Annotated in this window: 12 protein-coding genes, 1 tRNA gene and 3 rRNA genes; 4 read left to right on the forward strand and 12 right to left on the reverse strand. The window is 54.6% G+C overall.

The features are described 5' to 3' along the window. Positions 1-32: 32 nt before the first annotated feature. Entirely contained in the window at positions 33-302 is a 270-nt protein-coding gene (locus AC4IC4_RS22745) for a YihD family protein (RefSeq protein WP_008501866.1), read from the reverse strand. A 68-nt stretch (positions 303-370) separates the two neighbouring features. Here AC4IC4_RS22745 and mobA point away from each other — a divergent pair, with 68 nt between their 5' ends. Both mobA and mobB read left to right on the forward strand, forming a co-directional pair. Next, the gene (gene mobA / locus AC4IC4_RS22750) at positions 371-955 is read left to right on the forward strand and encodes a molybdenum cofactor guanylyltransferase MobA (protein ID WP_491471926.1); all 585 of its coding nucleotides are present in this window, start codon (positions 371-373) and stop codon (positions 953-955) included. Further along, positions 952-1,455: a molybdopterin-guanine dinucleotide biosynthesis protein MobB gene (gene mobB, locus AC4IC4_RS22755; protein ID WP_491471927.1), complete on the forward strand. Its 504-nt coding sequence runs from the start codon at positions 952-954 to the stop codon at positions 1,453-1,455. The genes mobA and mobB overlap by 4 nt, the downstream gene beginning before the upstream one ends. A 97-nt stretch (positions 1,456-1,552) precedes the next feature. On the opposite strand, the gene rrf is transcribed toward mobB, so the two are convergent. From rrf to AC4IC4_RS22775, 4 genes are all read right to left on the reverse strand, one after another. Next, positions 1,553-1,668: ribosomal RNA gene (gene rrf / locus AC4IC4_RS22760) — 5S ribosomal RNA — on the reverse strand. Positions 1,669-1,738: 70 nt separating this feature from the next. Next, positions 1,739-4,644, reverse strand: a 23S ribosomal RNA gene (locus AC4IC4_RS22765). 184 nt (positions 4,645-4,828) lie between these two features. Next, positions 4,829-4,904 (reverse strand) — tRNA-Glu (locus tag AC4IC4_RS22770). Positions 4,905-4,989: 85 nt separating this feature from the next. After that, a 16S ribosomal RNA gene (locus AC4IC4_RS22775) occupies positions 4,990-6,531 on the reverse strand. The 16S, 23S and 5S rRNA genes sit together here with 1 tRNA gene alongside, the layout of an rRNA operon. Before the next feature lie 453 nt (positions 6,532-6,984). On the opposite strand from AC4IC4_RS22775, the gene AC4IC4_RS22780 reads away from it, so the two are divergent. Then, positions 6,985-7,692, forward strand: coding sequence for a FadR/GntR family transcriptional regulator (locus AC4IC4_RS22780; RefSeq protein ID WP_090420261.1), 708 nt, complete (start codon positions 6,985-6,987; stop codon positions 7,690-7,692). Next, positions 7,689-9,122 carry a multidrug transporter subunit MdtD gene (mdtD, locus tag AC4IC4_RS22785; RefSeq protein WP_491471928.1) on the forward strand — a complete coding sequence of 478 codons (1,434 nt, stop codon included), beginning with the start codon at positions 7,689-7,691 and terminating at the stop codon, positions 9,120-9,122. Before AC4IC4_RS22780 ends, mdtD begins: the two co-directional genes overlap by 4 nt. Here mdtD and rbsR read toward each other — a convergent pair. The 7 genes from rbsR to kup form a co-directional block, all read right to left on the reverse strand. Continuing rightward, a complete protein-coding gene (gene rbsR / locus AC4IC4_RS22790; RefSeq protein WP_024907899.1) occupies positions 9,088-10,080 on the reverse strand; it encodes a ribose operon transcriptional repressor RbsR in 993 nt (330 codons plus the stop codon). The two genes, mdtD and rbsR, sit on opposite strands and share 35 nt — an antisense overlap. Before the next feature lie 3 nt (positions 10,081-10,083). Next, positions 10,084-11,013, reverse strand: a complete 930-nt coding sequence (gene rbsK, locus AC4IC4_RS22795) for a ribokinase (RefSeq protein ID WP_024907898.1) — start codon at positions 11,011-11,013, stop codon at positions 10,084-10,086. A 104-nt stretch (positions 11,014-11,117) separates the two neighbouring features. Then, on the reverse strand, positions 11,118-12,008 hold the full coding sequence (gene rbsB, locus AC4IC4_RS22800; protein WP_010426610.1) for a ribose ABC transporter substrate-binding protein RbsB: 891 nt from the start codon (positions 12,006-12,008) through the stop codon (positions 11,118-11,120). 27 nt (positions 12,009-12,035) lie between these two features. Continuing rightward, positions 12,036-13,001 carry a ribose ABC transporter permease gene (gene rbsC, locus AC4IC4_RS22805; RefSeq protein ID WP_006808742.1) on the reverse strand — a complete coding sequence of 322 codons (966 nt, stop codon included), beginning with the start codon at positions 12,999-13,001 and terminating at the stop codon, positions 12,036-12,038. A gap of 4 nt (positions 13,002-13,005) precedes the next feature. Then, entirely contained in the window at positions 13,006-14,511 is a 1,506-nt protein-coding gene (gene rbsA, locus AC4IC4_RS22810; protein WP_024907897.1) for a ribose ABC transporter ATP-binding protein RbsA, read from the reverse strand. A 7-nt stretch (positions 14,512-14,518) separates the two neighbouring features. Further along, complete coding sequence (gene rbsD / locus AC4IC4_RS22815) at positions 14,519-14,938, reverse strand: D-ribose pyranase (protein WP_024907896.1); 420 nt, start codon at positions 14,936-14,938, stop codon at positions 14,519-14,521. Between the two features lie 226 nt (positions 14,939-15,164). Beyond that, entirely contained in the window at positions 15,165-17,033 is a 1,869-nt protein-coding gene (gene kup / locus AC4IC4_RS22820; RefSeq protein WP_024907895.1) for a low affinity potassium transporter Kup, read from the reverse strand. Positions 17,034-17,077 lie beyond the last annotated feature (44 nt).

Genomic DNA, 17,077 nt, shown 5'->3' on the forward strand with positions numbered 1-17,077 from the left:
GTGGCGATTTCGGTGCCGCCGCTTACAAGCTTTTACTCTTTAATTACGCCTCGGGCGCGCAATAATGCGGTCTTAAAATCTTCCTCATAATCTTTCTGAATACCAGGAATAACAGCATCTTTGGCAGAGTCGCGCATTTTAAGGTGGTAGATCAGGATGTCGTCAGAAAGGTCTGCCAGATCGCCGTCAAAACCTGACTCTTTCGCCAGTTTCTGTAAAAATTGCATCAGATTTAGCTCTGGCTCTTTTTGCCAGGCGGGCTGGAGGAGTTCAATAACTTCATTCAGACGTTTACATTTCATGGTGGTGCTCCTTTCATTTAGAGTGACACGTTAGCAGGGTCAATCCCACAATAAAAGAGGCGATATTCGTGAATCTTAGCCAGGAAATCATCGGGGTCGTTCTGGCAGGCGGCAGAGCAACGCGAATGGGCGGTAAAGATAAGGGGCTTCAGCTTCTTAATGGAAAACCCTTGTGGCAGCATGTCGCCGATACGCTCGCCGGCCAGGTGACGGCAATGGCCATCAGCGCGAACAGGCATATCGACACTTACCGGCGCAGCGGATACGCCGTTTATCAGGATAGCCTTGAGAATTACCCGGGCCCGCTGGCCGGTATGCTTTCGGTCATGCAACAGTCGCACGGAGAGTGGTTTATCTTCTGCCCTTGCGATACGCCGTTTATTCCCTCCTGTCTTGTCGAGCGTCTGCTCCTGCTTCGTGGTACAGCACCTGTGGTTTGGGTACATGACGGCGAGCGTGACCATCCTGCTATCGCGTTGATGCATCGTTCGCTAGCGCCTGCTCTGCAGAGCTATCTGGCTGCGGGAGAGCGCAGGGTGATGGTCTTCATGCGTGAGTCTGGCGGCCATTCCGTTGATTTTAGTGATGTGAAATCAGCGTTTGTGAACGTGAATACGCATGAAGATTTGCAGATGATGCAGGAGAAAAAATGATACCTCTTTTAGCCATTTCCGCATGGAGTGGGACCGGGAAAACCACGCTGCTGAAAAAGCTGATACCCGCGCTGTGTGCCAGAGGCCTTCGTCCTGGATTGATTAAGCATAGTCATCACAACATGGATATCGATACGCCAGGAAAAGACAGCTATGAGCTGCGTAAGGCCGGAGCAGCACAAACGATGGTAGCAAGTCCTCAGCGCTGGGCGTTAATGACAGAAACGCCGGATGAGGCGCCGCTGGATCTCGCTTATCTGGTCAGTCGGATGGATCATTCCACCCTGGATCTGGTGCTGATTGAGGGATTTAAGCATGAGGCAGTGCCTAAGATCCTGCTGTTCAGAAGCGATGCCGGGCATGATTTCAGCGAGTTAACGCTGGATGAGCATGTGATTGCGGTGGCCAGTGATGTGGTATTGCCACTTGAGGTTCCGGTGCTGGGCTTAAATGATGTGGATGGGATTGCGGGCTTTATTGTGACGTGGAGTGCGGTCTGACGTGCCGGGTGGCGGCTTTGCCTTACCCGGCCTGCCGTTTTTTGGCGTATAAACGCAAAAAGGCCATCCTTTCGGATGGCCTCTTCACTTAATTGATGCCTGGCAGTTCCCTACTCTCACATGGGGAGACCCCACACTACCATCGGCGCTACGGCGTTTCACTTCTGAGTTCGGCATGGGGTCAGGTGGGACCACCGCGCTAAAGCCGCCAGGCAAATTCTGTTTAATCTGTATCAGGCTGAAAATCGTGTCTGTCTCTTCGCCGAAACACCTTCGGCGTTGTAAGGTTAAGCCTCACGGTTCATTAGTATCGGTTAGCTCAACGCATCGCTGCGCTTACACACCCGACCTATCAACGTCGTCGTCTTCAACGTTCCTTCAGGAGACTTAAAGTCTCAGGGAGAACTCATCTCGGGGCAAGTTTCGTGCTTAGATGCTTTCAGCACTTATCTTTTCCGCATTTAGCTACCGGGCAGTGCCATTGGCATGACAACCCGAACACCAGTGATGCGTCCACTCCGGTCCTCTCGTACTAGGAGCAGCCCCCCTCAATTCTCCAGCGCCCACGGCAGATAGGGACCGAACTGTCTCACGACGTTCTAAACCCAGCTCGCGTACCACTTTAAATGGCGAACAGCCATACCCTTGGGACCTACTTCAGCCCCAGGATGTGATGAGCCGACATCGAGGTGCCAAACACCGCCGTCGATATGAACTCTTGGGCGGTATCAGCCTGTTATCCCCGGAGTACCTTTTATCCGTTGAGCGATGGCCCTTCCATTCAGAACCACCGGATCACTATGACCTGCTTTCGCACCTGCTCGAGCCGTCACTCTCGCAGTCAAGCTAGCTTATGCCATTGCACTAACCTCCTGATGTCCGACCAGGATTAGCTAACCTTCGTGCTCCTCCGTTACTCTTTGGGAGGAGACCGCCCCAGTCAAACTACCCACCAGACACTGTCCGCAACCCGGATCACGGGTCTACGTTAGAACACCAGCCATTAAAGGGTGGTATTTCAAGGATGGCTCCACGCAGACTGGCGTCCACGCTTCAAAGCCTCCCACCTATCCTACACATCAAGGACCAGTGTTCAGTGTCAAGCTATAGTAAAGGTTCACGGGGTCTTTCCGTCTTGCCGCGGGTACACTGCATCTTCACAGCGAGTTCAATTTCACTGAGTCTCGGGTGGAGACAGCCTGGCCATCATTACGCCATTCGTGCAGGTCGGAACTTACCCGACAAGGAATTTCGCTACCTTAGGACCGTTATAGTTACGGCCGCCGTTTACCGGGGCTTCGATCAAGAGCTTCGCGTTACCGCTAACCCCATCAATTAACCTTCCGGCACCGGGCAGGCGTCACACCGTATACGTCCACTTTCGTGTTTGCACAGTGCTGTGTTTTTAATAAACAGTTGCAGCCAGCTGGTATCTTCGACTGATTTCAGCTCCACCCGCAGGGGCTTCACCTACATATCAGCGTGCCTTCTCCCGAAGTTACGGCACCATTTTGCCTAGTTCCTTCACCCGAGTTCTCTCAAGCGCCTTGGTATTCTCTACCTGACCACCTGTGTCGGTTTGGGGTACGATTTCGTGTTACCTGATGCTTAGAGGCTTTTCCTGGAAGCAGGGCATTTGTTACTTCAGCACCGTAGTGCCTCGTCATCACACCTCAGCGTTAAAAAACGACCGGATTTACCTAATCGTTCCGCCTACATGCTTAAACCGGGACAACCGTCGCCCGGCTAACATAGCCTTCTCCGTCCCCCCTTCGCAGTAACACCAAGTACAGGAATATTAACCTGTTTCCCATCGACTACGCCTTTCGGCCTCGCCTTAGGGGTCGACTCACCCTGCCCCGATTAACGTTGGACAGGAACCCTTGGTCTTCCGGCGAGCGGGCTTTTCACCCGCTTTATCGTTACTTATGTCAGCATTCGCACTTCTGATACCTCCAGCATGCCTCACAGCACACCTTCAACGGCTTACAGAACGCTCCCCTACCCAACAACACCTAAGTGTCGCTGCCGCAGCTTCGGTGCATGGTTTAGCCCCGTTACATCTTCCGCGCAGGCCGACTCGACCAGTGAGCTATTACGCTTTCTTTAAATGATGGCTGCTTCTAAGCCAACATCCTGGCTGTCTGTGCCTTCCCACATCGTTTCCCACTTAACCATGACTTTGGGACCTTAGCTGGCGGTCTGGGTTGTTTCCCTCTTCACGACGGACGTTAGCACCCGCCGTGTGTCTCCCGTGATAACATTCTTCGGTATTCGTAGTTTGCATCGGGTTGGTAAGCCGGGATGGCCCCCTAGCCGAAACAGTGCTCTACCCCCGAAGATGAGTTCACGAGGCGCTACCTAAATAGCTTTCGGGGAGAACCAGCTATCTCCCGGTTTGATTGGCCTTTCACCCCCAGCCACAAGTCATCCGCTAATTTTTCAACATTAGTCGGTTCGGTCCTCCAGTTAGTGTTACCCAACCTTCAACCTGCCCATGGCTAGATCACCGGGTTTCGGGTCTATACCCTGCAACTTAACGCCCAGTTAAGACTCGGTTTCCCTTCGGCTCCCCTATACGGTTAACCTTGCTACAGAATATAAGTCGCTGACCCATTATACAAAAGGTACGCAGTCACACCACGAAGGTGCTCCCACTGCTTGTACGTACACGGTTTCAGGTTCTTTTTCACTCCCCTCGCCGGGGTTCTTTTCGCCTTTCCCTCACGGTACTGGTTCACTATCGGTCAGTCAGGAGTATTTAGCCTTGGAGGATGGTCCCCCCATATTCAGACAGGATACCACGTGTCCCGCCCTACTCTTCGAGTTCACAACCTGTGTGCTTTCGTGTACGGGGCTGTCACCCTGTATCGCCGGACTTTCCAGACCGTTCCACTAACACACAAGCTGATTCAGACTCTGGGCTGCTCCCCGTTCGCTCGCCGCTACTGGGGGAATCTCGGTTGATTTCTTTTCCTCGGGGTACTTAGATGTTTCAGTTCCCCCGGTTCGCCTCGTTAACCTATGTATTCAGTTAACGATAGTGTGACGAATCACACTGGGTTTCCCCATTCGGACATCGCCGGGTCAAAGGTTCATATCACCTCGCCGGCGCTTTTCGCAGATTAGCACGTCCTTCATCGCCTCTGACTGCCAGGGCATCCACCGTGTACGCTTAGTCGCTTAACCTCACAACCCGAAGATGTTTCACTTCATGATTGCGAAAATTTGAGAGACTCGAACACACCATTAAAGATGTGTCGTTTCAATTTTCAGCTTGATCCAGATTTTTAAAGAGCAAATATCTCAAACGTCACCCGAAGATGAGTTTTGAGATATTAAGGCAGGTGACTTTCACTCACGAACCAGCAAGTGGCGTCCCCTAGGGGATTCGAACCCCTGTTACCGCCGTGAAAGGGCGGTGTCCTGGGCCTCTAGACGAAGGGGACACTGAAGTCTCAATCGCAAGACGCCTTGCTATTTACTTTTCATCAGACAATCTGTGTGAGCACTGCAAAGGCAGGTTCTTTAAGGTAAGGAGGTGATCCAACCGCAGGTTCCCCTACGGTTACCTTGTTACGACTTCACCCCAGTCATGAATCACAAAGTGGTAAGCGCCCTCCCGAAGGTTAAGCTACCTACTTCTTTTGCAACCCACTCCCATGGTGTGACGGGCGGTGTGTACAAGGCCCGGGAACGTATTCACCGTAGCATTCTGATCTACGATTACTAGCGATTCCGACTTCATGGAGTCGAGTTGCAGACTCCAATCCGGACTACGACGCACTTTATGAGGTCCGCTTGCTCTCGCGAGGTCGCTTCTCTTTGTATGCGCCATTGTAGCACGTGTGTAGCCCTACTCGTAAGGGCCATGATGACTTGACGTCATCCCCACCTTCCTCCAGTTTATCACTGGCAGTCTCCTTTGAGTTCCCGGCCGGACCGCTGGCAACAAAGGATAAGGGTTGCGCTCGTTGCGGGACTTAACCCAACATTTCACAACACGAGCTGACGACAGCCATGCAGCACCTGTCTCAGAGTTCCCGAAGGCACCAATCCATCTCTGGAAAGTTCTCTGGATGTCAAGAGTAGGTAAGGTTCTTCGCGTTGCATCGAATTAAACCACATGCTCCACCGCTTGTGCGGGCCCCCGTCAATTCATTTGAGTTTTAACCTTGCGGCCGTACTCCCCAGGCGGTCGACTTAACGCGTTAGCTCCGGAAGCCACGCCTCAAGGGCACAACCTCCAAGTCGACATCGTTTACGGCGTGGACTACCAGGGTATCTAATCCTGTTTGCTCCCCACGCTTTCGCACCTGAGCGTCAGTCTTTGTCCAGGGGGCCGCCTTCGCCACCGGTATTCCTCCAGATCTCTACGCATTTCACCGCTACACCTGGAATTCTACCCCCCTCTACAAGACTCTAGCCTGCCAGTTTCGAATGCAGTTCCCAGGTTGAGCCCGGGGATTTCACATCCGACTTGACAGACCGCCTGCGTGCGCTTTACGCCCAGTAATTCCGATTAACGCTTGCACCCTCCGTATTACCGCGGCTGCTGGCACGGAGTTAGCCGGTGCTTCTTCTGCGGGTAACGTCAATCGATGAGGTTATTAACCTCACCGCCTTCCTCCCTGCTGAAAGTACTTTACAACCCGAAGGCCTTCTTCATACACGCGGCATGGCTGCATCAGGCTTGCGCCCATTGTGCAATATTCCCCACTGCTGCCTCCCGTAGGAGTCTGGACCGTGTCTCAGTTCCAGTGTGGCTGGTCATCCTCTCAGACCAGCTAGGGATCGTCGCCTAGGTGAGCCGTTACCCCACCTACTAGCTAATCCCATCTGGGCACATCTGATGGCAAGAGGCCCGAAGGTCCCCCTCTTTGGTCTTGCGACGTTATGCGGTATTAGCTACCGTTTCCAGTAGTTATCCCCCTCCATCAGGCAGTTTCCCAGACATTACTCACCCGTCCGCCGCTCGTCACCCAGAGAGCAAGCTCTCCTGTGCTACCGCTCGACTTGCATGTGTTAGGCCTGCCGCCAGCGTTCAATCTGAGCCATGATCAAACTCTTCAATTTAAGTTTGATGCTCGTGAATTAAACTTCGTAATGAATTACGTATGTTCACTCAGAGACTTGGTATTCATTTTTCGTCCGAGGACGTTAAGAATCCATGTCACTTTGAGTGCCCACACAGATTGTCTGATAAATTGTTAAAGAGCAGTGCCGCTTCGTTTTCGCTGCGGCGCGGGGTGTGCATATTACGCTTTCCCGCTTCAGAGTCAAGCGTTTATTTTCGCTATTCTCTGCTGACCCGGCGGCGTGTGTGCCGTTGTTCCGTGTCAGTGGAGGCGCATTATAGGGAGTTATTCCGGCGTGACAAGAGGAAATTTAAAAAAAGTTTCTATCCGCGTTTTTTTTCACCAGCAGAGGTAAAATCAAGCTACAAATTGTTCTATTTGATGTATCTGCAACCACAATCACATTCGAGGTGGCATAATTATCAGCATGAATCTTTAAGGAATAAAAGCGATGCCATTAAGCGCACAACAGCTGGCCGCCCAAAAAAACCTGTCGTATGTGCTGGCAGAAAAGCTGGCTCAGCGGATCTTAGCGGGTAAATATGCCCCGGGCAGCATCCTGCCGGGTGAAATGGAGCTGGGTGAGCAGTTTGGGGTGAGCCGTACCGCAGTGCGCGAAGCGGTGAAAACCCTGACGGCAAAAGGTATGGTGCTTCCACGTCCTCGTATTGGCACACGCGTGATGCCACAGAGTAACTGGAATTTTCTCGATCAGGAGCTGCTCTCCTGGTGGATGACGGAAGACAACTTTCATCAGGTCGTCGATCACTTTCTGGTGATGCGCAGCAGCCTTGAACCTCAGGCATGTCTGCTTGCCGCCATGCTTGGCACAGCAGAGCAGAAAGCGCAGCTTAACGCGTTGATGGAAGAGATGGTGTTCCTGAAAAAACACTTCAACCGCGAACGCTGGGTTGAGGTCGATATGGCCTGGCATGAACATATCTATATGATGAGCGCCAATCCGTTCCTCACCTCGTTTGCCTCTTTATTTCATTCGGTGTATCACACCTACTTTACCTCTATTACACAAAACGACGTGGTAAAACTGGAATTGCATCAGGCGATAGTGGATGCCATTCAGGAAAGCGACGGGCAGCGAGCACTGAGTGCGTGCCAGGCATTGCTGGCTGCGCCAACCCACCAGCAGGTAAATAAATGACAAAGAAAAAAGCGCGCAGCATGGCCGGATTGCCGTGGATTGCAGCCATGGCGTTTTTTATGCAGGCACTGGATGCCACCATCCTCAACACCGCGCTTCCCGCTATTGCGCAAAGCCTTAACCGCTCCCCGCTGGCGATGCAGTCCGCCATCATCAGCTACACCCTGACGGTTGCAATGTTAATTCCGGTTAGCGGCTGGCTGGCCGACCGCTTCGGTACCCGTAGAGTTTTCATGCTGGCCGTAACGCTCTTTACGCTCGGTTCGCTGGCCTGTGCGCTCTCCTCGTCCTTAACGGAACTGGTTATCTTCCGCGTTTTACAGGGCATTGGCGGCGCGATGATGATGCCCGTGGCGCGCCTTGCTTTATTACGAGCCTACCCTCGAAGCGAACTGCTTCCAGTGCTCAACTTCGTCACCATGCCGGGACTGGTCGGCCCGATACTTGGCCCGGTACTCGGTGGCGTGTTTGTCACCTGGGCAAGCTGGCACTGGATCTTCCTGATTAATATTCCGATTGGCGTTGCGGGGCTGCTGTATGCCCGTAAATATATGCCGAACTTCACCACGCCAAGACGCAGCTTCGACATGGGTGGCTTTTTCCTGTTTGGCCTGAGCCTGGTACTCTTCTCCAGCGGGATGGAGCTGGTTGGCGAGAAGATCGTCGCGACGTGGATGGCGCTCTCCGTTATCCTCGCCGGCGTGCTGCTGTTCCTTCTTTATATACGTCACGCGCGCCGTCACCCGACGCCGTTAATCTCTCTTGGGCTCTTCAACACCCGAACCTTTTCCGTCGGGATCGCGGGAAACATTGCCTCGCGTCTGGGGACGGGCTGCGTACCGTTCCTGATGCCACTGATGCTGCAGGTGGGTTTCGGCTACCCGGCCCTGATTGCCGGCTGCATGATGGCGCCCACCGCAATGGGCTCGATTCTGGCAAAATCGACCGTGACGCAGGTGCTACGCTGGTTTGGCTATCGCAAGACGCTGATTGGTGTGACGGTCTTTATCGGCCTGATGATTGCGCAGTTCTCGCTGCAGTCCGCCGCGTTACCCGTCTGGATGCTGATCCTGCCGCTATTTGTGCTGGGCATGGCGATGTCGACGCAGTTCACCTCAATGAACACCATCACCCTTGCGGATTTGACCGACGAGAACGCCAGTAGCGGCAACAGCGTGCTGGCGGTAACACAGCAGTTGTCCATCAGTCTGGGTGTGGCCGTGAGCGCGGCGGTACTGCGGTTTTATGAAGGTTTCGACAGCGCGAACACCGTCGAGCAGTTCCACTATACCTTTATCACCATGGGCGCACTCACCGTCGTTTCAGCGCTGGTCTTTATGCTGTTAAAACCGAAAGATGGCCGTAACCTGATTAAAGAACGCCATAAGGCGAAAGCTAAACCGAACCCCGTTCCATCAGAACAGGAGTAAGCTGCAGGCGTTGCTGCTGCAGCGTGGGCTGAGCCATTCGGTGGATCAACACATCAATGGCCAGCTCGCCCAGCTCATCTTTTGGCTGATGAATGGTGGTGAGCGGCGGCGTCATATAGCTGGCCAGCTCGATATCATCGTAGCCGATTACCGCCATATCGTCGGGAACACGCAAACCGGCCTGATATAACGCCTGATAGGCACCAAACGCCATGGCATCATTGCCGATAAACACCGCCTGTGGACGCTGAGGTTGCGCCAGCAGTGTTTGCATCGCTTCAAAACCACCGTGAAACTCAAAATCGCCGGTAATACGGTACCCTTCCGGCACGGAAAGGCCCGCCCGCGCCATTGCGGCGAGATACCCTTCCAGACGCAAACGCGCCGGGGTTTTATCCAGCGGGCCGGTAATACAGGCGATGCGGGTATAGCCTTTATCGATCAGATACTGGGTGGCCATATCGCCCCCCAGCAGGGAGTTATCCTGAATAAGGTCGCTGGTACCGTCGAACGGCGCCCAGTCCATCATCACTGTGGGAATGGAGGGGTAGCGCTGGATAATCTCTTTCGACGGCTGGTGCGTTTCGGTACAAAGCAGCAGTAGCCCGTCGACGCGTTTTTGCATCAGCGTTTCCAGGTTACGATTCATGCGCTGCTCGTCACCTTCGGTATTGCACAGCACCAGGCTGTAGCCACGCTCGAAGCAGCTGCGCTCCACGCCGCGAACCAGTTCTGAATAAAAGGGGTTGGTACTCGCGGTGATCAGCATACCGATGGTGCGCGTCTGGTTGAGCTTAAGGCTGCGCGCCAGCGCAGACGGCGCATAGTTGAGATCTTTTACCGCCGCTTCGACTTTCTCCCGAATCGCCTCGCTGACGAAGCGATCGTTGTTTATAACGTGAGAGACCGTCGAGGTAGAAACGCCCGCCATGCGGGCGACATCTTTCATTGTGGCCAAGCGTTACCCCTGCTGACTTAAGAATTCATCGATCTCTTTACGCCACGGAACGGAAGGCTGGGCACCCTTGCGCGTCACCGCAATCGCGGCGGCAGCGTGTGCGAAGCGGATAGCATCATCCATTCTCATACCTTCCAGCAGCGCGGTCACCAGTGCACCATTGAAGGTGTCTCCCGCTGCAATGGTATCAATCGCCTTCACCTTAAAGCCCGGCACGCGACGGCCTTCGCCATTGACGCTTGCCCACACCCCACGGCTACCCAGGGTGATGATCACCGTTCCGATGCCTTTGTCGTGCAGCGCACGCGCGGCTCGCGCAGCATCATCATCGTTTTCAACGCGAATGCCCGTCAGCTTTTCGGCTTCGGTTTCGTTCGGCGTGATGATGTCCACCAGCGCCAGCAGCTCGTCAGATAATACACGGGCAGGGGCCGGATTAAGTACGACAGTGGTATGATTTTCATGCGCAATTTTGGCGGCGGCCAGCACGCTTTCAACCGGCGACTCCAGCTGCATCAGCAGGGCTTCCGCTCCGCCGATGAGTGCACGTTGCGCTTCTACGCGTTCCGTCGTCAGCGCCGCGTTAGCGCCAGCATGAATACCGATGACATTCTCACCTTCTGCGTTGACGAAAATCAGCGCCACGCCGGTCGATTCCCCTGCAACAACGCTGACCGGCGCGATATCGATATTGTCGCTCGCCAACTGCTTGCGTACGCGCTCACCGGTATCGTCATCACCCGTGCAGGCGATAAACGCAATATTTGCCCCGCTGCGACCGGCAGCAACGGCCTGGTTTGCACCTTTACCGCCAAATGCCACCTGATACTGGTTACCCGTGACGGTTTCGCCCGGTGTCGGGAACGATTCAAGGTTAAGAATGTGATCGGCATTGATACTGCCAAGGACGACGAGGTTACCTGCGGTTTTCATGGTTGGATTGTCCATCAGAGAGCGCCACCGGTATTACCCGGTGGCGTATGCCACACTTTTCTTTATTGGTGTCCCTCAGGCCGCCGTGACGGCCTGATTCGCCTTTACTGCTTGATGACCAGCTTCAGGTCAACCGGGTATTTGGCCTGAACTTTTTCGCCCTTCAGCACTTTGTCGGCAGTTTCAACGCCAGTGGCGCCAATCTGCTCAGGCAGCTGAGCGATGGTCGCAGCCAGTTTGCCATCGTTTACTGCTTTTTCACCATCCGGCGTGCCGTCAAATCCGACAACCATCACATCAGATTTACCAGCGGTCTGCAGGGCACGCAGCGCGCCCAGCGCCATTTCGTCGTTCTGCGCGAATACCGCCTGCACGTCAGGGTGCGCGGTCAGCAGGTTCTGCATAACGTTCAGACCCTTAGTACGGTCGAAGTCTGCCGGCTGGCTCGCCAGTACGTTGAATTTATGCGCTGCAACCGCCTGCTGGAAGCCTTCGCCACGCTCGCGGGCGGCAGACGTACCGGCAATCCCCTGCAGTTCGATAACTTTCGCGCCTTCACCGGCTTTCTTCGCGATGTAATCACCCGCGATTTTACCGCCCAGCACGTTATCAGACGCAATATGGCTCACAACTTCGCCTTTGGTTGCCTGACGGTCCAGGGTGATTACCGGGATCTTCGCCTGGTTTGCCATCTTCACGGCGTTGCCTACGGCATCAGAATCGGTTGGGTTGATCAGCAGAATTTTGGTGCCGCGAACGGTTAAGTCCTGAACGTTAGCCAGCTCTTTCGCCGGGTTGTTCTGTGAATCCAGAACCACCAGGTTGTAGCCCAGTTTGTCCGCTTCTTTCTGCGCGCCATCCTTCAGAGAGACGAAGAACGGGTTGTTCAGGGTAGAGACAACCAGCGCGATGGTGTCTTTCGCCATGGCGTTAGCACTTACGGTTGCGCTCAGCGCGACAGCAGAAACCAGGGTAGCCAGTTTTTTCATGTTCATATCTAAGATGTCCTGTAGTGTCGTCAGTTACTGTTTTTTGTTGTCTACCAGTACCGCCAGCAAAATCACCACTGCCTTAACGATCATCTGGTAATAGGAGGAAACACCTAACAAATTCAAACCATTATTCAGGAAACCGAGGATCAGTGCGCCGATCAATGTCCCAACAATGCGACCTTTACCGCCCGCAAGACTCGTACCGCCCAGAACCACTGCCGCAATGGCATCCAGCTCATACCCCGTACCCGCCGTTGGCTGCGCAGAAGAGAGGCGCGCCACTTCGATAATGCCTGCCAGTGACGCCAGCAGACCGCACAGGGAGTAAACGATAATTTTGACTTTATTAACGCTGATACCGGACAGGCGCGTTGCCGCTTCGTTACCGCCCAGCGCATAGATATAACGGCCCAGACGAGTGTGATGCAACATGTACCACGCCGCCAGGAAGACGATAGCCATGATCCATACAGGGGTCGGGACACCCAGCGGGCGACCGATACCGAACCAGCCAAACAGATCCGCGTTATCGGTAAAGCCGGTATTGACCGGGCTGCCGTTGGTGTAAACCATGGTCACCCCGCGCAGCAGTAGCATCATCACCAGCGTCGCGATGAACGCCTGAACGCGGCCTTTTGCCACAATCACGCCGGTGACGGCGCCTATCGCCGCACCTGCCGCCAGGGCAGCGGCCACGGCCACCAGCGCGTTGACTTCAATGCCGACAATCGAAGCGGCGATCGCGCCGGTGAGCGCCAGCAGGGAACCGACGGACAGATCGATACCTGAGGTCAGAATCACCAGCGTCATGCCGACCGCCATAATGGCGTTCACCGACGTCTGCTGCAGAATATTGAACAGGTTATTAACGGTGAAGAAATTCGGGCTCATGGTCGACACAATCGCGATCAGCACCAGCAGGGCAATCAGCGATTTTTGCTCCATCAGCCATGCCTTTGTGAAATAGCGGCGACCAGAAACAGCCTGGGTAGTCATCTTCTTACTCCTGATTCACGCGATTAAGCTTGCCCACAGCGGCAGCCATCAGAACTTCCTGGGTGGCCTGCTCGCGAGTGAATTCACCGCCGAGATGCCCTTCATGCATGACGATAATGCGATCGCTCATGCCTAATACTTCTGGCATCTCGGAAGAGACCAGAATGATGCTTAGACCGTCGGCCTTAAACTGGTTAATCAGCTGATAGATCTCTTTCTTCGCCCCCACGTCTACGCCGCGGGTTGGCTCGTCGAGGATCAACACTTTCGGACGCGTCATCAGCCCGCGCGCAATCGCCACTTTCTGCTGATTCCCGCCGGACAACAGGCCAATCGCCTGCTCCATCGACGGGGTTTTGACGTTAAAGAGGCGGATAAAATCGCTCACCGCCTGCTGCTCGTCTTTATGCTTCAGGCTGCCACCGCTGTGGCTGAAATAGCGCAGCGCGGTCAGGGACATGTTCTCTTTTACTGACATCCCCAGCACCAGGCCGTCGCGTTTGCGGTCTTCGGAGATATAGACGATGCCGTTCGCCAGACCATCCTGCGGAGAGCGGGTGACCACTTCATGGCCGTCGAGGGTGACATAACCGCTGGTGCGCGGCAGTGCGCCGTACAACACTTTCATCAGCTCGGTACGTCCGGCACCCATCAGACCCGCCACGCCCAGGATCTCGCCCTGGCGTAGGGTGAAGGTCACGTCGTTCACACCCGGACCGCAGAGGTTGTCCACCTTCAGGCGGATCTCACCCGGCGCTTTATCCAGATGCGGATACTGATCTTCCAGCTTACGTCCCACCATCATTTCGATGAGAGTATCTTCGGTCAGCGTCGCCACTTCGCGCTCGGCAATAAACTGCCCGTCGCGGAAAACGGTGACGTCATCGCAGATTTCGAAGATCTCTTTCATACGGTGAGAGATATAGACAATCCCGCGCCCCTGCGATTTCAGCTCGCGGATAACGCGGAACAGGGATTCGGTTTCGGTATCGGTCAGGGCGTCGGTCGGTTCATCCATAATGATGACCTTCGACTCGAAGCTCAGCACCTTCGCGATTTCCACCATCTGCTGATCGCCAATGGAGAGATCGCCCACCAGACGGTCGCTCTTAAAGCGCAGGTTCAGCTTCGCCAGCAGCTTGTCCGCTTCGGCATACATGGTTTTCCAGTCGATCTTACCGAAGCGGTTCACGAACTCGCGGCCGAGGAAGATGTTTTCCGCAATGGTGAGTTGCGGGATGAGGTTCAGCTCCTGGTGAATAATACCGATGCCCGCTTCCTGAGAGGATTTCGGGCCATTGAAGGTGGTCTCTTTACCCAACCAAAGGAGTGAACCGGCATCGCGTTGATAGATACCGGTCAGCACCTTCATCATGGTGGATTTACCGGCGCCGTTTTCGCCCACCAGCGCCATGACGCGCCCGGGGTAGACGTTCAGCGCCGCGCCGGAGAGGGCTTTTACGCCCGGGAACGACTTATCGATCCCTTTAAGTTGCAGTAATGCGTCCATGATGGCCTCAGAAGGTGACGCCAGCACAGAGAATGATATTCGCATACGGGGAACACTCCCCGCTGCGAATCACCGCCTGACTGTCTGCGGTTTGTTGTTTGAATTGTTCGTGCGTTGTGTAACGAATTTCTATGGTATTTCCCTGGTGTTGTTGCAGCTGCTCAAGGTGGCTGAGCAACGTTTCGTGGAGTTGCGGATTATGTTGTTTGATTTCCGCCGCGAGAATGACCGCCTCAACCTGCATCTCCGCGGTCACCACGTCCAGTACCTGCATAAACGAAGGTACGCCCTGCGTTAACGCCATATCGATACGGGTTGTGCTGCGCGGAACCGGTAAGCCTGCATCGCAAACCACCAGCGTATCGGTATGCCCAAGACGGGAAATAACCGATGAGATTTCTGAGTTGAGTACAGTGCCTTTCTTCATTTTCTTGCTCCACTAGCGAAACGTTTCGCTAAAAGTAGTGTAGCCCCAGAAATGTTCAGAAAACCATCATGACGTAACAGATTTGTGATCGACGTCGAAACGTTTCGCTAAGTGAAATGGCGTGGAGGTAAATGCAAAACGGTAACCCCCAGGTTACCGTTTTTTATGTTTGCGCCCTCTCCCTGTGGGAGAGGGTCGGGGTGAGGGCATCAGGCCGCACAAAGACTTAAATCTCGACCTGCGTTCCCAGCTCAATCACGCGGTTAGGCGGGATCTCAAACTGGTCAGGCGCGCGCAGGGCGTTACGCTGCAGGATGAGGTATAGCTTGCCGCGCAGGCGCAGATACCACGGGCGCTTGCCGATAATCAGCGACTCGTGCGACATAAAGAACGACGTTTCCATCATCCGACAGCTCAGCCCTTCCAGGCCGCAGCGGTGGAACACCTCTTCCACGTTTGGCGTTTCACGCCAGCCGTAGCTTGCCACTACGCGCCAGAAAGTCGGCGACAGCTGCTCAATCTGCACGCGGCGGACGTTATGAACATACGGCGCATCTTCGGTGCGCAGCGTCAGCAGGATCACGCGCTCGTGCAGCACTTTGTTGTGCTTGAGGTTATGCATCAGCGCGAACGGAATAACATTCAGCGCGCGAGACATGTATACCGCGGTACCCGGCACGCGGACCGGCGGAGATTTCTCCAGAGAAGCGATCATCGCCTCCAGAGAGTTCCCGTGCTCGTGCATGCGGCGCAGCAGGCGGAAACGCTCGCTTTTCCAGGTGGTCATGACAATGAACATCACCAGACCCAGCGTCAGCGGCAGCCAGCCACCGGAGACAATCTTATCGAGGTTCGCAGAGAACAGCGGCACGTCGATGCACAGGAAGCCCACCAGAATCATCGCCACGAGGAATTTATTCCAGTGCCAGTTTCGGTACGCCACCGTGGTGGAGAGAAGCGACGTCAGCACCATCGTACCGGTTACCGCAATACCGTACGCCGCAGCCAGGTTACTGGAGTGCTCGAAGCTGACGATAACAATGACCACAGCGAAATAGAGCAGCCAGTTAATGAACGGGATGTAGATCTGACCCGACTCCATCTCTGAGGTATGGATGATGCGCATCGGTGAGAGATAACCCAGACGCACGGCCTGGCGCGTCAGAGAAAACACGCCGGAAATCACCGCCTGAGAGGCAATGACGGTCGCCAGCGTCGCCAGGATCAGCATCGGTACCAGCGCCCAGTCAGGCGCCAGCAGGAAGAACGGGTTCTTGATCGCTTCCGGGTTTTTAAGCAGCAGCGCCCCCTGACCGAAGTAGTTCAGCACCAGCGACGGGAGCACCACAATAAACCATGCCACGCGGATAGGCAGTTTCCCGAAGTGACCCATGTCAGCATACAGCGCTTCCACACCGGTGATGGAGAGCACCACGGCACCCAGCGCCACAAAGGAAACCACTTTGTATTCGAGGAAGAAATGCACGGCCCAGTAGGGATTCAGCGCCTGCAGCACTTCCGGGTTCGCGATAATGCTGCGCAAACCAAGCGCCGCCAGGATCAGGAACCAGGCCAGCATAATCGGTGCAAACAGTTTGCCCACCAGCCCGGTACCGTGCTTCTGGATCATGAACAGCAGCGTCAGGACAATAATGGCCAGCGGAACCACCCATGAATCAAGTTGTGGAGCGATAATCTCCAGCCCCTCTATCGCCGACAGCACCGAAATAGCGGGCGTGATAACCACCTCTCCGTAGAAGAAACTGCCCCCAATCAGGCCGATAATGACCAGCACTGAGGTCATTCTGGCCGAGGTATTGCGCCCGGCAAGAGACATCAGGGTCAGGATCCCGCCTTCACCTGCGTTATCAGCACGCATAACGAAGGAGAGATACTTAACGGAAACCACCAGGATCAGCAGCCAGAAAATGAGGGACAGGAAGCCAAACACGGCATCGCGTTCAACACCAAAGCCAAACTGGCCGGACAGACATTCACGAAGCGTATAAAGCGGGCTGGTGCCAATATCACCGTAGACAACCCCGATCGCCGCAAGCGTTATTGCGGGTAATGATTGCTTATTATCAGTGCTCATAGACTAGTCTTTTCGTTTAAATAACAAATGTGTTCCTGGTCCCT

This window comes from Enterobacter sp. Taxon_2, assembly GCF_058355295.1.